This window comes from Mucilaginibacter panaciglaebae (assembly GCF_039539265.1).
GTDB classification, from domain to species: Bacteria; Bacteroidota; Bacteroidia; order Sphingobacteriales; family Sphingobacteriaceae; genus Mucilaginibacter; species Mucilaginibacter panaciglaebae.
The window spans coordinates 95,227-109,568 of sequence record NZ_BAABCV010000005.1 but is presented as its reverse complement, the minus strand read 5'-3'; the positions used below and the strand labels follow the sequence as shown (position 1 = coordinate 109,568).

The 14,342-nt window shown below is 43.2% G+C and carries 15 protein-coding genes; 8 read left to right on the top strand and 7 right to left on the bottom strand.

Annotated features, from left to right (window positions below):
• Nucleotides 1-80: 80 nt before the first annotated feature.
• From accB to pepT, 6 genes are all read right to left on the bottom strand, one after another.
• On the bottom strand, nt 81-557 hold the full coding sequence (gene accB, locus ABD772_RS08240) for an acetyl-CoA carboxylase biotin carboxyl carrier protein (RefSeq protein WP_345102747.1): 477 nt from the start codon (nt 555-557) through the stop codon (nt 81-83).
• Between the two features lie 244 nt (nt 558-801).
• Nucleotides 802-1,791 (bottom strand): beta-ketoacyl-ACP synthase III, encoded by a 990-nt coding sequence (locus tag ABD772_RS08235; protein WP_345102745.1) that lies wholly within the window; start codon nt 1,789-1,791, stop codon nt 802-804.
• Nucleotides 1,792-1,803: 12 nt separating this feature from the next.
• The gene (gene plsX, locus ABD772_RS08230; RefSeq protein ID WP_345102743.1) at nt 1,804-2,739 is read right to left on the bottom strand and encodes a phosphate acyltransferase PlsX; all 936 of its coding nucleotides are present in this window, start codon (nt 2,737-2,739) and stop codon (nt 1,804-1,806) included.
• Between the two features lie 15 nt (nt 2,740-2,754).
• Nucleotides 2,755-2,943, bottom strand: coding sequence for a 50S ribosomal protein L32 (rpmF, locus tag ABD772_RS08225; protein ID WP_345102741.1), 189 nt, complete (start codon nt 2,941-2,943; stop codon nt 2,755-2,757).
• Nucleotides 2,944-2,958: 15 nt separating this feature from the next.
• On the bottom strand, nt 2,959-3,480 hold the full coding sequence (locus ABD772_RS08220) for a YceD family protein (RefSeq protein WP_345102739.1): 522 nt from the start codon (nt 3,478-3,480) through the stop codon (nt 2,959-2,961).
• A gap of 580 nt (nt 3,481-4,060) precedes the next feature.
• Entirely contained in the window at nt 4,061-5,314 is a 1,254-nt protein-coding gene (gene pepT, locus ABD772_RS08215) for a peptidase T (RefSeq protein WP_345102737.1), read from the bottom strand.
• A gap of 53 nt (nt 5,315-5,367) precedes the next feature.
• Here pepT and ABD772_RS08210 point away from each other — a divergent pair, with 53 nt between their 5' ends.
• Genes ABD772_RS08210 through ABD772_RS08190 form a run of 5 tightly spaced genes read left to right on the top strand, consistent with a single transcriptional unit; the run spans nt 5,368 to nt 8,846 of the window.
• Nucleotides 5,368-6,075 (top strand): hypothetical protein, encoded by a 708-nt coding sequence (locus tag ABD772_RS08210; RefSeq protein ID WP_345102735.1) that lies wholly within the window; start codon nt 5,368-5,370, stop codon nt 6,073-6,075.
• Nucleotides 6,076-6,432, top strand: coding sequence for an MmcQ/YjbR family DNA-binding protein (locus ABD772_RS08205; protein ID WP_345102733.1), 357 nt, complete (start codon nt 6,076-6,078; stop codon nt 6,430-6,432). It begins immediately after the preceding gene.
• Nucleotides 6,433-6,475: 43 nt separating this feature from the next.
• Complete coding sequence (locus ABD772_RS08200) at nt 6,476-7,918, top strand: M14 family zinc carboxypeptidase (RefSeq protein WP_345102731.1); 1,443 nt, start codon at nt 6,476-6,478, stop codon at nt 7,916-7,918.
• A 5-nt stretch (nt 7,919-7,923) separates the two neighbouring features.
• Nucleotides 7,924-8,217, top strand: a complete 294-nt coding sequence (locus ABD772_RS08195; RefSeq protein ID WP_345102730.1) for a hypothetical protein — start codon at nt 7,924-7,926, stop codon at nt 8,215-8,217.
• The gene (locus ABD772_RS08190) at nt 8,214-8,846 is read left to right on the top strand and encodes a rhomboid family intramembrane serine protease (protein ID WP_345102729.1); all 633 of its coding nucleotides are present in this window, start codon (nt 8,214-8,216) and stop codon (nt 8,844-8,846) included. The genes ABD772_RS08195 and ABD772_RS08190 overlap by 4 nt, the downstream gene beginning before the upstream one ends.
• On the opposite strand, the gene ABD772_RS08185 is transcribed toward ABD772_RS08190, so the two are convergent.
• Nucleotides 8,815-9,804, bottom strand: a complete 990-nt coding sequence (locus ABD772_RS08185; protein WP_345102728.1) for a hypothetical protein — start codon at nt 9,802-9,804, stop codon at nt 8,815-8,817. The two genes, ABD772_RS08190 and ABD772_RS08185, sit on opposite strands and share 32 nt — an antisense overlap.
• 163 nt (nt 9,805-9,967) lie before the next feature.
• On the opposite strand from ABD772_RS08185, the gene ABD772_RS08180 reads away from it, so the two are divergent.
• From ABD772_RS08180 to ABD772_RS08170, 3 genes are all read left to right on the top strand, one after another.
• The gene (locus ABD772_RS08180) at nt 9,968-10,981 is read left to right on the top strand and encodes a dipeptide epimerase (protein ID WP_345102726.1); all 1,014 of its coding nucleotides are present in this window, start codon (nt 9,968-9,970) and stop codon (nt 10,979-10,981) included.
• A gap of 48 nt (nt 10,982-11,029) precedes the next feature.
• Nucleotides 11,030-11,848 (top strand): MBL fold metallo-hydrolase, encoded by an 819-nt coding sequence (locus ABD772_RS08175; RefSeq protein ID WP_345102724.1) that lies wholly within the window; start codon nt 11,030-11,032, stop codon nt 11,846-11,848.
• A gap of 153 nt (nt 11,849-12,001) precedes the next feature.
• On the top strand, nt 12,002-14,215 hold the full coding sequence (locus ABD772_RS08170) for an ATP-binding protein (protein WP_345102722.1): 2,214 nt from the start codon (nt 12,002-12,004) through the stop codon (nt 14,213-14,215).
• The last annotated feature ends 127 nt before the right edge of the window (nt 14,216-14,342 follow it).

Here is a 14,342-nt window from a genome sequence, read left to right as displayed (position 1 = left end):
AAGTTATCTTTTTAATCAATTTTTGATTGATTATTTGCGGACTTAACCACTCACTAATCAACCATTCACCTAATCAACCACTAAATGGGTTCTACTAAAAATAACGGCTGGTCATACTCAACCGGCGAAGCGTTATCAACCAGTATTTTTACAATACGGCCTGATACTTCTGATTCGATCTCGTTGAATAATTTCATGGCTTCGATAATACAAACTACCGATCCGCTTGATATTTCGTCACCTACATTCACAAACAATGGTTTATCAGGCGCTGACGAGCGGTAGAAAGTACCGATCATTGGCGATTTGATAGTTACATAGTTTGATGTATCAGCAGCGGCTGGTGCGGCAGGCGCAGACGATGCGGCTGGTGCAGCAGGCAAAGCTTGCGCAGGTGCAGCGGCAGCAGGTGCGGCAACCGGAATAGTTGCGTGAACTACAGTCGGCTCCTGAGCGGTTTTAATAGTGATCTTAAAATCTTTTTGTTCGATCGATACTTCGTTTACTCCCGATTTGGAAACAAAGCGGATAAGATCCTGTATTTGTTTAATATCCATTGTTGCAGATTATAGGGTTTTTGGATAATGTGTATTATTTCTAAGTTAGTTATAATGTGCAAATCTACAATTCAATGTGCGAATATCCAGATGTGCGCTTCAAATTTACAGATATGCAGATGTGCATATGGTATAACGTTTAACGTGTATTGAGCGGTATGGTTTTATTTTAATGTACTAACAAAAAGAAAATCAATCCATTTGCATCCCGATAGCTATTGGGACATATCCACACATTTGCACATCAATAGGCCCATTTAATGTACATCGCCCCCCAGGTAAAGCCGCCACCAAAAGCAGCTAATATCAGGTTATCACCTTTTTTAAATTTGTTTTCCCATTCCCACAAACACAAAGGTATGGTTGCGTTGGTGGTATTGCCATAACGCTCGATGTTCACTATTACTTTGTCATCGCTCAGGCCTGTACGGGCAGCCGTGGCATCAATAATACGTTTGTTTGCCTGATGCGGCACTAACCATGCAATGTCTTCAGCTGTTAAATGGTTACGTTCCATTACCTCGGCAGCTACATCGGCCATACTGGTAACGGCAAACTTAAATACCGTTTTACCTTCCTGGTAAGCATAATGTTCGCGTGCATCAACGGTAGCGTGGCTGGCAGGTTTAATAGAGCCGCCGGCTTTCATGTGCAGGAATGGGATACCCGAACCATCGCTTTTTAATACTGAATCCAAAACACCATGACCGTCAGTACTAGGCTCTAATAAAGCGCAGCCCGCGCCATCGCCAAATATAATACAGGTAGCACGGTCCTGATAGTCAACTATCGACGACATTTTATCGGCACCAACAACCAATACTTTTTTATGCATGCCTGTTTCAATAAACTGTGCGCCGGTAGCTAAACCAAACACAAAGCCCGAACAGGCCGCCTGCATATCAAATCCCCAGGCGTTTATTGCACCGATTTTGTGCGCAAACAAATTAGCCGTAGCCGGGAAAGGCATATCAGGGGTGGTTGTACAAAAAATGATCAGATCGATTTCTTCCGGGCCGATGCCGCGTTTTTCAAGCAAGCCCTGTACCGCAGGTGCAGCAAGGTCTGAGGTACCAAGACCTTCGCCTTTCAATATTCTGCGTTCTTTGATACCGGTACGGGTGGTTATCCACTCGTCGTTGGTGTCTACCATGGTAGATAGCTCCTGATTAGTTAATACATAATCAGGTACATAACCATTGACAGCCGTAATAGCTGCAGTAATTTTACTCATAGTTATAATTTTTTATTGAAAGGCTTTGGTCATCTTAGCAACCAACTCACTCTCAACCATATCTTTAGATAAAAGAACCATATTTTTAATGGCTTCAGGGCTTGATATCCCGTGGCCAACAATAACCGGCGCATTCACACCCAAAATAGGGCTGCCACCGTATTGCTCATAGTTAAACCTGTCAAAAAAGTCATCTTTTAGCCCTTTTTTGCGGGTTATTACGTAAAAAGACTCGGCAAGTTTTAAAATAATATTCCCCGTAAAACCATCGCATACAAAAACATCGGCCATATCACCAAAAAGGTCACGTCCTTCGGCATTACCAATAAAGTTAAACTGGGATGTTTCTTTCATTAAAGGATAAGTAGCCTGGCAAAGCAGGTTTCCTTTTTCTTCTTCTTCGCCGATGTTCATCAGCGCTACGCGGGGATTCTCAATACCATAAACATGTTGGGCCATTAGGCTGCCAAGCACCCCGAATTGCAAAAGCACTTCTGGTTTGCAATCGGCATTGGCGCCCACATCAAGTAGTATGCCGATGCCGCCTTTTACCCGCGGAACAATGGTAGTAATAGCCGGGCGAAGAATACCCGGGATGGCTTTAACACTAAACATAGAACCCACAAGCATTGCGCCGGTGTTACCTGCCGATGAAAAAGCATCTATCTGCCCTTCCTTAAGCAACTTAAAACCTACGCTGATACTTGAGTCTGGTTTTTGAACAACCGCTTTGGTAGGGTGCTCACCCATGCCAATAACTTCGGTAGTATGTACATACTCGAATTTATCCGGGTTAAAATCATTTTCACGAAGAATGCTTAAAGCCGCCTCTTTGTCGCCTATAAGCACAAGTGTATGGTCAGATAATACTTTGTATGCTTCGATAGCCCCTAAAACAGCCGCTTTGGGGGCGTAATCTCCGCCCATAATATCTAAGCCAATCTTCATAGTAGAAAATTAGTGTTAAGCTACTGCTTTTTCTATCAGTAATTTACCGTTGTAGTAAACGTTACCATCTACAGTATATGCTCTGTGTGGCAAATGTACTGCACCGGTAACTTTGCAAGTAGTTAACGTTGGAGCGACAGCTTTATCATGAGTTCTACGCTTGTCTCTTCTTGATTTTGATATTTTACGTTTTGGATGTGGCATAACTTATAGTTATTATTATTTAATTTTTTTTAGCGCGTCCCACCGTGGGTCCGTGTTATCAATTTGTTCATTACCTCCCGACAAGCTTTTCAGTTTATCAAGCATCTCTTTATCACAATACTGGGTGTTGCCCACGTCGCCACAGCTTGTTACAAATGGCACTGCAACGTTAACATATTCATAGATCAACCCGGCAAGCATCAGCTCATGATCATTCTTGCTTAGGGTGATGATCTCCTCATCATCGGTTATTTCCTCGTCAGAGAACTTGGCTATCTGCTGTTCGCGAATTTCCACTTGTTGGGGATATTCGGCCAGGCAGGTATCACAAGTAGCCTGGATAGTGCCGGTGATATGAAAATCAAGAATCACCATTGTTTCCTGTTTTTCCAAATTAACCCCGCACTTCAAATCAGCCTTCTTAACCAGCGAGTAATCAAACTCGTCAAAAAAATCATCCTTTACATCAAAATCAAAATGATGCTTTCCCAGCGCTAAACCGGTAAAAGGAATTGAATAGTTTCGTAGCGATTTCAATGAGCAACAATTAGCCTGCAAATGTAGGGAAAAATCTAATACTGAAAAAGGTTTTTTTTAAATGGTTTTGCACGAGTTTTTCTGCTAATAAACCTGATTTTGAGCGCAGTTAATGCGTTTTATGCTAACAAGCGGTTAAATTATTGCCCGCCCGACATATAAAATACAACCGGCACTTCTTCTTAAAATATAAATTTCCGGCGCAAAGTTAGTCGCCGCAGTTTATATCTTCAATTTTATATTCACTTTTTCAAGCAGGCCCGTAAGCCATACATAGCAAATGCAAAAACTATACATTTAATCAATCCGCCGGTATCCTGGCTTATAATCGAGGGGTTGTCAAAAAAGTTAAGGTGACGCCACGTAGGCCGGGCGGCACCGTACCGTGAAAAAGTTCAGGGATAAGATTTTGGTTGTATCGGCATTGTATTGAAACGTGACTTTGAGGAAAGTAACCGCATGCCTGTCACAGTAAGCGCCAGGCAATCTCGCAAAGCCCAAAAATCCCTGGCCAGGTATATTGACCTAACCAAAGTGTTTACGAGTGGCACAACAACCTAAAATAGCAGAAGAAAAAGCGCTAGGCTTTTTCTTCCCAAATTGCTGACAGGTGCAAAATAGTTTCCACTGCTTTTTGCATGTCTTGTACCGATACCCATTCCTGTTTACTGTGGAAAGCGTGTTCGCCGGCGAAAATATTTGGACACGGCAATCCCATAAATGACAGACGCGAGCCGTCGGTGCCGCCGCGAATACTGCATAATTTGGCATCTAACCCTGCTCGCTTTATGGCTTCCATGCCGTATTCCACGATTTCAGGGTGTTGGTCGAGCACTTGTTTCATATTGCGATATTGTTCTTGTATTTGCAGTTCGTAACCTGAGCCGGGGAAATCTTCCAGCACTTCATCAGCTATTTCCCCGATCTCGTTGGCATACCTGGTTAACTTATCGGCATCAAAATCACGAATAATAAAATCGATTGTCGCCTGTTCAACATGCCCATTGATGCCAACCGGGTGAATGAAACCTTCCATCCCTTCTGTGTTTTCGGGCGAAAGCTCAAACGGCAGCATAGCCACGATTATGGATGCTATTTTGATGGCGCTTTCCATTTTTCCCTTGGCAAACCCAGGGTGCGAGCTTACGCCGTTTATGATCAGGCGGACACCATCGGCACTAAAAGTTTCATTTTCCATATTTCCGGCACTTTCGCCATCCATAGTATAGCCGGCATAAGCGCCCAGCTTTTGGATGTCTACTTTGTCTACGCCACGGCCGATTTCTTCATCAGGAGTAAACAATATTTTAATAGTACCATGTTTAATTTGAGGATTATTTACCAGCTGATAGCAGGCATCCATAATTTCGGCAACCCCGGCCTTGTTATCGGCCCCTAATAATGTGGTGCCGCTGGCGGTTATAATGTCGTTCCCAATCTGGTTTTTCAGATCGGGGTGCTCATCCATCTTTAATACCTGGGTGTGGTCATCCGGCAAAACCAGATCTGTGCCGTTATAATTTTTATGGATAATGGGTTTTACGTTTTCGCCGCTGCAGTCGGGCGAGGTATCCATGTGCGAGCAAAAGCAGATAACAGGCACATTGAGTTTGTCAGTATTGGCCGGAATAGTGGCATATACATAGCCAAACTCATCTAAATGAGCATCGGCTATCCCAATCTCCAAAAGCTCTTTAACCAGCAGCTTTCCGAGGGTTTTTTGCCTGGCGGTAGAGGGATAGGTTTTTGATGTAGGGTCTGACTGTGTATCTATACCAACATAACGCATAAAACGTTCTGTGACAGTAAAATAGGTTGGCAAATTAAAGTTCATATATTTGTAATACTATTTGATTATTTTCAGCTAAAGTAACTTAATGTTTGATTTTGAGAAAGCTTATACTTTGTATCACTTTAATTTTTGCCGAAGCCGGTGCGTATGCCCAGGACAGTTACAATTTTAGCAATTGGGGGTTAGGCGTTTTTGGCGGCGTCAACTATCCTTTTGCCGATTTGAAAAAGGCTAATCAAGGTAAATCTTTTGACGTTGTCGCCTATTACAATTTAACACCGTATGTGCCGTTAGGTTTTGAAATTCAAACCGGCCAACTTTCGGGCGGCAGCATTATTACCGACCCCTCCACGCGTCAGTACAATAATCAATACACAGCGGTATTTGTACATGGCGATTACTCGCTCGGCGAAGCTATTGATTATGAAGGCTCTTTTTTAGGAGCGATATTGAAAGATCTGTATGGAGGAATCGGTGTAGGGGTAATTGTTAATCATATGAAATTTATACAACGTTATGATGCACGCGGGTATCGTTTTCCGGGCAACGACAACAGTCTGAATATTGGGGTTCCGCTACGTTTTGGGTATGAGTTTAAAATTTACAACACCTATGGCGAGCCTTTTATAGGGCTTAACATACAATATGTACACAACGTCACCTTTAGCGAGGGGCTTGACGGCTATGCCGATCCGTCCAGCAAGTTCAAAAATAACTCACCTGATCAATATCGCCAGATACAGGTGGGCTTAAAAGTAAATTTTGGACCGGCTGTGCCGTATACCAAAAAGATCAACTACTAAATGAATATAGAAGAGCTGCGCGATTATTGCCTGGCAAAGCCAGCCGTGACAGAAGGATTTCCATTTGGCGAGGAAACGTTGGTTTTTAAAGTAGCCGGTAAACTTTTTTTACTGATAGGACTGGAGCAAGCCGACAACTTCAACGTGAAATGCGACCCTGAATTAGCTGTAGAACTACGCGAACGGCATCCCGAAGTGCAGCCAGGCTACCACATGAATAAAAAAATGTGGAACACTGTGTATATGAATGGCTCGCTTACCCGCAAGCAACTCATCGGCATGATTGATCACTCTTACAACGAAGTGGTAAAAGGGCTGCCTAAAAAAATACAAGCCGGGATTAACGGCGCGTCTTAATAATCATTACCTTAACAAAGCGTACTCATTTTGCTAAAATGTTATGAAAAAGTTTGTACTCGGCTTAGCCGCTTGCCTGTCTGTTTGTTTTGCCAAAGCTCAGCTAACTCCCTTTGAGTTAAGTTGGGATAAAAATTATACGGCTACCTACGGTCAGGTAATTAGTTATTATACAGCGCTGGCTAAAACTAATCCGCAAATGAAGTTGATTAATTACGGCACGACTGACATTGGCAAACCGCTTACGCTGGTGGTGCTATCGCGCGACAAAGTTTTTGATCCGGCGCTTGTTAAAAAACAGCATAAACGTGTATTGCTTATCAATAACGGTATTCATCCCGGCGAACCTGAGGGTATTGACGCCAGCATGATGTTTGCCCGCGACCTGCTTAAAAAGAATGCGCTGCCCAAAAACGTGGTGATCTGCATGGTGGCCTTGTATAATATCGACGGAAGTTTTAACCGCGGCCTTAGCCGTATCAACCAAAACGGGCCGGATTCATACGGATTTAGAGGTAACTCACGTAACCTGGATTTGAACCGCGATTTTATCAAGGCCGATAGCCGCAACACCTGGGCATTAGAGCAGATCATCAACACCTGGCAACCCGAGGTCTTCCTGGATAACCACACCAGCGATGGTGCAGATTATCAGTACGTGATGACCTTGATCGAGACGCAAAAGGATAAACAAAATCCCATTCTGGCTAAGTATACCTCTGAGACGTTATCGCCCGAACTATACCGCCGCATGAAAAAAAGCGGTTTCGAGATGACCCCTTATGTAGAAGCTGAAGAGAACATCCCCGACTCTGGCATAGTAAGTTTTCTGGAAACGCCGCGCTTTGCAACCGGGTATACATCGCAACACAATATCATCAGTTATATTACTGAGACGCATATGCTTAAGCCGTTTGACAAACGCGTTTATGCTACTTATGATTTTATGCAGGCTTTAGTAGATGTTGTTGAACGCGATGCCAGGCAAATAGGCGAATTAAAAACTAAGGCCGATGAACAGGTGAGAAACCAAAACAGTTTTGCACTTGGTTGGACGCTAGATACAGGCCATTATGACACCTTGGTTTTTAAAGGTTTTACAGCGGGCTATAAGCCCAGCGAAGTGAGCGGCTTAAATCGCCTATATTATGACCGCAGCAAGCCATTCACTAAAACCATTAAATATTATGACAACTATCTGCCAACAATTACTGTCAATAAACCGACAGCGTATATCATTCCGCAGGCTTGGGGGAAAGTGATTGATCTGTACAAGCTAAACAGGGTTGCTATACGGCCATTGGCGCATGACACCACGCTTGACGTGCAGATGTACTATATCATCGACCATAAAACACCTAACCGGCCGTATGAAGGCCACTACCTGCATAGCAACGTAAAGGTAAGCACTGTTAATATGAAAGTTAAGTTTTACGCCGGCGACTATGTGGTTATGCCAACCAGCCGCTTAACCGCTTCATTGTAGAAACATTGGAGCCGCAGGGTGTCGACTCCTACTTTGCCTGGAATTTCTTTGATTCGATATTTGACGAAAAAGAATATTACTCGCCCTATGTGTTTGAGGATGTCGCAGCCGAACTGTTAAAGAAGCAACCGGCCCTACGCCAAAAGCTGGATGAGGCGAAGGCAAAAGACCCTGCGTTGGCAAAAAGCGCATCTGCACAGTTAAATTTTGTATACCGCAATTCGCCTTATTTCGAAAAGACCTATCTTCGCTACCCGGTAGCCCGTTTATTAACGGATACTAAACTTGATTTAAAATGATTGAATATCTTCACTACGCCCCGGTTGCGTCTTTTATATTTGCTATTACGCTGGTTACTTCAATACTAACTTTTAATAATGAGGAATGGTTTGGTAAGATGATGTTTCATCCTTACAGCGTACATCGCAATAAAAAACAGTATACCCTGTTAACCAGCGGCCTCATTCATCACGACTGGATGCACCTGGCTTTTAACATGATCTCTTTTTATTGTTTTGCGTTTACTTTAGAAGCTACTATCGGTCACTGGCAATTTGCGGTATTATATATCGCCAGCCTCGTCATCAGTGATCTGCCATCGTTAGCCAAACATAAAAACGATTATTGGTATCACAGTCTTGGCGCGTCGGGAGCCATCAGTGCTGTGGTGTTCGGCTTCATTATATATGAACCGATGGCTATGATGATGATCATTCCTTTACCATTTCAAATCCCGGCTATTTTATTCGGTATCCTGTATCTGATTTATTGCCACTTTGCTTCAAAACATGCTCGTGATAATATCAACCACGATGCACACCTCTTTGGCGCTTTTTGTGGTGTAGCCATAACTTTGATACTACACCCAAGCCTGGCGCCTCAATTTATACACAAGGTTACCGAGGGAGTGCAATCGTTGCTGCATTAATAAATTTACCCTCGGCATCAAATAAAAAGCTCATAGGCTCTTCGGGATTTTTAATGATCTCCAGCAGCAGGAACCCCCAGTTTTTCCAAAAGTTTTCAAGCACCTGGGCGTATACCTTATTTTGCCAATGGTCAAAAAGCGGCTTGCTGCTCATCCCGCGTAGTGGTTCTGCTTCAATGTATAACGCTTCATTGACAGGTAGCAAGGTATATTCGGGCAGGCGGTTAAATAAATAGGCCGAGTAAAATACACGTCCGCTAAATTCTTCAAACTGTATGGGATGAAGCGTGTTGTCGCCTATCTTTTCCACTATCTCTTTATGGAATTGCTTATTGGCCCCATTATCCTGGAAACAGACGATCATTCCGAAATCTTTTATCCGCAAAGAAAAAGTAAGCGTATTGATCTCGTCGCGATAGCCAAACTCCTGCTCATTATTCTCAACCTTAAACAAGAAAATACTATAAGGTGTAAAATCTTCTAAAAATACCGGCAGATTAAGCGTTTGCAGCATTAAATGCAGGTTGCTGAATTTATGAATGATAGACTGCGAAATATTAAACTCCTCACCCTGCGCATGCTGCTGCCTGATACCCGCCTGTATTTCATTAAAAATAATGCCATACAATAATTTGCCCGCCCATTGAAAAATTTTTAATTCATCAATTGCTTTCACCGCCTCATAGCCGGTGGTAAACGCCTGTGCTATCTCCTTTTCCAGCGGCTCCAGGTAGGTTTCATTCACCGCTGCCGAACACGGCAGTTTGATATCCTTGTAAGTAGCCATGCTCTCGTCGAGCATTTTAAAGGGCTTTTCTTCCAGGCCGTAAAGGCTCATTAGCCATTGCGGAAAAACCTGTATAATTTCTTCGGGGCTGTTAAGCAGCTGGCCGGTTAAAAAGCAATACTTATTACTAAAGTTAGCCGACTTGAACGGCTCGTAGGGTTTTACAGGCATCGGTATTTTATAATTGTTACGCACTCACTTAATAATGAATTCTGGATATCGAAGCTTATTCCTTCATTATTCATCATTCAAAATTCGGTGTTCGACATTTTATATTGTCCGGACAAAGATAACCATCATTTTAAAAAGAGTATTTTAGCTTTCAGATTATAACATGAAACTGACTTATCAACCCTTCGAGCTGATATTGCGACATCCCTTTACCATCGCACGATTTTCCCGTACATCCACGCCAATTATGCTGGTTCAGCTTGAACATGAAGGCTATGTTGGCTATGGTGAGGCCTCGATGGTGCCTTATATGGGCGAAAGCTTTCAAAGTGCTGCGGCATTTTTAAATAAGGTTGATGTCAGCCTGTTTAAGTTTCCTTTTGATTTTGCGGAGATCATAGATTATCTCGACAGCCTGGCGCCGGGCAATCCGGCTGTTAAGGCGGCTATTGATATTGCTTTGCATGATCTCGAAGGCAAACTGTTTAGCAAACCTTGCTGGCAACTTTTGGATAGCCATCCTGAACTGATGCCTTCAACCAGCTATACCGTTGGTATTGATACACCCGATATTTTTCGGCAGAAGGTAAAAGAGGCCGGAGGTTTTAAGGTGATCAAAGTAAAATTGGGGCGCGATAATGATAAGGAACTGATCCAAATCATCCGCTCGGTAACCGCCCAGCCTGTTTATGTAGATGCAAATCAAGGCTGGACAGACCGGCAACAAAGCCTGGATATGATTCATTGGCTTAAAGAACAAGGTGTGGTGTTGGTAGAGCAACCCATGCCGAAATCAGATATTGAAGGTAACGCCTGGCTTACCCAACACAGCCCGCTGCCTGTTATCGGCGATGAATCCGTTCAGCGTTTTGCTGATGTACAGAAGGCCAAAGGCGTTTATCATGGTATTAATGTCAAGTTGATGAAATCGGCAGGGATGTATGAAGCTAAGCGAATGATCGATAAAGCGCACGAGCTGAATATGAAAGTGCTGATAGGCTGCATGAGCGAAACAAGCTGCGCCTCGTTAGCCGCCGCAGCACTGGCTCCGCAATGCGATTGGGCCGATATAGACGGGCCTTTTCTGACTACCAACAACCCTTATCAAACCCCGGTACTGGTTGAAGGAAAATATCAATTGAGCAATGCTCCGGGACTTGGATTACAGCTAAAATAAATTTGGAGTTAAATTTTTATCATGGCCTAAAAACCGTTAATTTGTAGCATGTCTTTATTTGTAGCCTCGTTAAATTCCGGAAGCAATGGTAATTGCTATTACGTCGGTAATAAAGACGAGGCTGTATTGATTGACGTTGGCATATCCTGCCGCGAAACGGAAACACGCATGGCCCGCCTGGGACTTTCTATGCGCAAGGTTAAAGCTATTTTCATTTCGCATGAGCACTCCGACCATATCCGTGGCGTGGCCATACTTGCCAAAAAATATAAACTGCCGGTTTACATTACACCGCTTACTTTGTTGCACGGCGGTTTAGCAATCGACGCAGATCTGACCATTGATTTCATAGCCGAAACACCTGTCAGCATTGGCGAACTGCTTGTTACGCCCTTCATGAAATTGCACGATGCAGCACATCCGCATAGTTTTACGGTTGCTTATGAGGGGGTTAAAGTAGGCGTATTTACCGACTTAGGGGCTGTGTGCGAAAACTTGGTACAGCACTTTCAGCAATGCCACGCAGCTTTCTTAGAAGCTAATTACGACGAAGAAATGTTGGAGCGCGGCCGGTACCCATATCACTTAAAACGACGTATCCGCGGAGGGAAAGGGCACCTATCCAATAAACAGGCGCTTGCTTTGTTTATGGATTACAAGCCCTCCTATATGAGTCATCTGTTTTTAGCGCACTTGTCCAAAGACAATAATGATCCTGAACTGGTTTACAACCTGTTTAGCACCCATGCCGGGGGCGCCGAAATTGTAGTGGCCTCGCGTTACCATGAAACCGCTTTGTATCACATCTGCGCATCGGCGGTTAATAGCTATGCGCCGCTTGTAAATTTGCAAACCAGTTTGTTTTAACCGCCATTCACCCTCTCTTATTTATTACAATTATTTACTGCAAGTAGAATTTTTTATTCAAATTAATTGTAACTTACCTGATTATATACCAGTTTTTTAACCAAATTATTTAACCCCGATAAACTCCGGCACTAAATTGACCGTACTGTAGGCATGGATCTAAACTCCCGGCATAATGAAAAGGAACACGTCTCGGCTTTATTAGACGAGGCATATTCGTGCCGAACCTACAATTTAAAGCGCAGCATCGAGTTAGCCGGCCAGGCGCTTGATATCAGCAGAAAAATTAATGAACCATGCCTGACGGCCAAGAGTCTTAGCCATGCGGCTTTGTTCTTGATGGTTGTAGGCCAGCACGAACAAGCGTTAAATATGTCGACTGAGGCCATGGCTTTATATGAAACGCTGGGCGATGAAAAGGGGATAGCCGACGCCAGATATAATATTGCCGGGGTACACTACAAAACCAACAATTACCATTTAGGTATGGTTAACCTGGTTGATTGTATAAACACTTACCGTAAGTATAACGATCATCATAACCTGGCCAGATGCTTAAAATCATTAGGGACTATTTATGAGTATCTGGGCGACGAGAAAAATGCCATTGCAGCTTACGAAGACTCCATAGCCTCTGCCAAAGTAGCGGGCGACCTTAATCTTAAATCAAATGCTTATAACCCGCTATCCGGTATTTACCTGAAACAGCATAACATCCAAAAAGCTTTTGAAATTATTGAGCTGTCTATCGAGCTTAAAAAACAAACCGGCGATATCCGCGGACTGGCTTTTGCTTACTATGGCAGAGGCAAGATATATCTGGTGCAAAAAAAATTGGCCCAGGCCGAAGAGGATTTAAAAGCGGCCCTTAATATACACCTCGAAATGGGCGAAACCCTGGGCCTGGGCATGGTTTACCATAAGCTGGCCTCGCTGTATGTTGAAATGGGCAGATGGAACCAGGCCAAAGTCGAACTTAAAAAAGGCCTTAGCCTCAGTACCGACTACCACCTTTCGATGGTAAAATTTAAATGCTACCATTTGTTGTATGAGATATACAAGCTGGAAAATGACCCTGTTAATGCGCTGAAATATTTAGAGCTCTATATGACCGAGCGCGAAAGCGTGATCAATACCCAAACCGTTAAGATCATTGAAAACTATGAGCTCATCAATAAAATGGAGGCCCTTAAAAAGGAAGCGCAATTACAACTTGAAAAAGCCGAGATCATTGAGAAAAAGAATATAGCCGAGCAGACGGCCACTGTAAAACAAGAGTTCTTGTCTACCATGAGCCATGAAATACGCACACCCTTAAACGCGGTGATCACCATATCTTCATTACTGGCAGACCGAACTAAGCCTGAAGAACAGGAGCTTATCAATGCGCTGCGCTTTGCATCAAACAGTTTATTGATGCTGATTAATGACATCCTTGACTTTACCAAACTTGAAGCCGGCAAGACCACGCTGGAAATGCGGCCAACCAATTTCAGGCTGCTGTTAGATAATATCAGGAAGACTTATGAGAGCCTGGCTCACGAAAAAGGCCTTGAACTTAATCTCAAAATTGGCGATGGCGTGGCCGAATCGTATGAAATGGATGAAAACAAGATCACGCAAATACTGGGCAATTTAATTACGAATGCTATCAAGTTCACTTATTTTGGCCATGTCGATCTGTTGGTTGAAAAAACAACTTCATCTGGTGCCCAAGACAGGTTGCGCTTTGTTGTTAATGACACCGGTATAGGTATAGCACCGGCTTTTCTGCAGGATATTTTTGAAAGCTTTTCTCAGCCCCAATCCATTACCACACGCAAACAAGGCGGCTCGGGCCTTGGATTAGCTATAGTTAAAAAACTGGTAGTACTACATGGCGGTGATATCCGGCTGGAAAGTAAAGAAGGAACGGGTTCAAGCTTTTATTTCGAGATTGAGCTTAAACGCACTTTAAAGCCCGATAAAGTACGCTCTAAATATACTGACAGTTTAGAAGGCCGCGCAGTATTGCTTGCCGAAGACAATGTCATTAATACAATGCTGATTAGTAAACTGTTGAAAAATTGGAAATTAAAAGTTGAATTGGCTAAAGATGGCGTGGAGGCCGTAGCAAAATCAAAACAAAATGCATTCGATTTTATTTTGATGGATATTCATATGCCCGAGATGGATGGGTTTCAGGCTACCAGAACTATCATGACAGATACCGGCAACGTGAACCACAAAACACCGATTTTTGCCTTAACGGCAGATGTTACAGCCGAATACCAGAGCGAACATCACTCGTATTTTAAAGGGTTTTTAAGAAAGCCTGTCGAAATTGACAAACTATACGATGCCTTGTTAAGCACTATTGTAGTTTAAGATGAACGGCGGGGGCCGGCATTTTGTTTAGCAGTTAGTTCTGAATAATGAGCGTTAAAAAAGGAGAAGTCCGCTAAAACTTCTCCTCTAAAATTAACTGATCTCATTATTCTCATAAAGAACGACT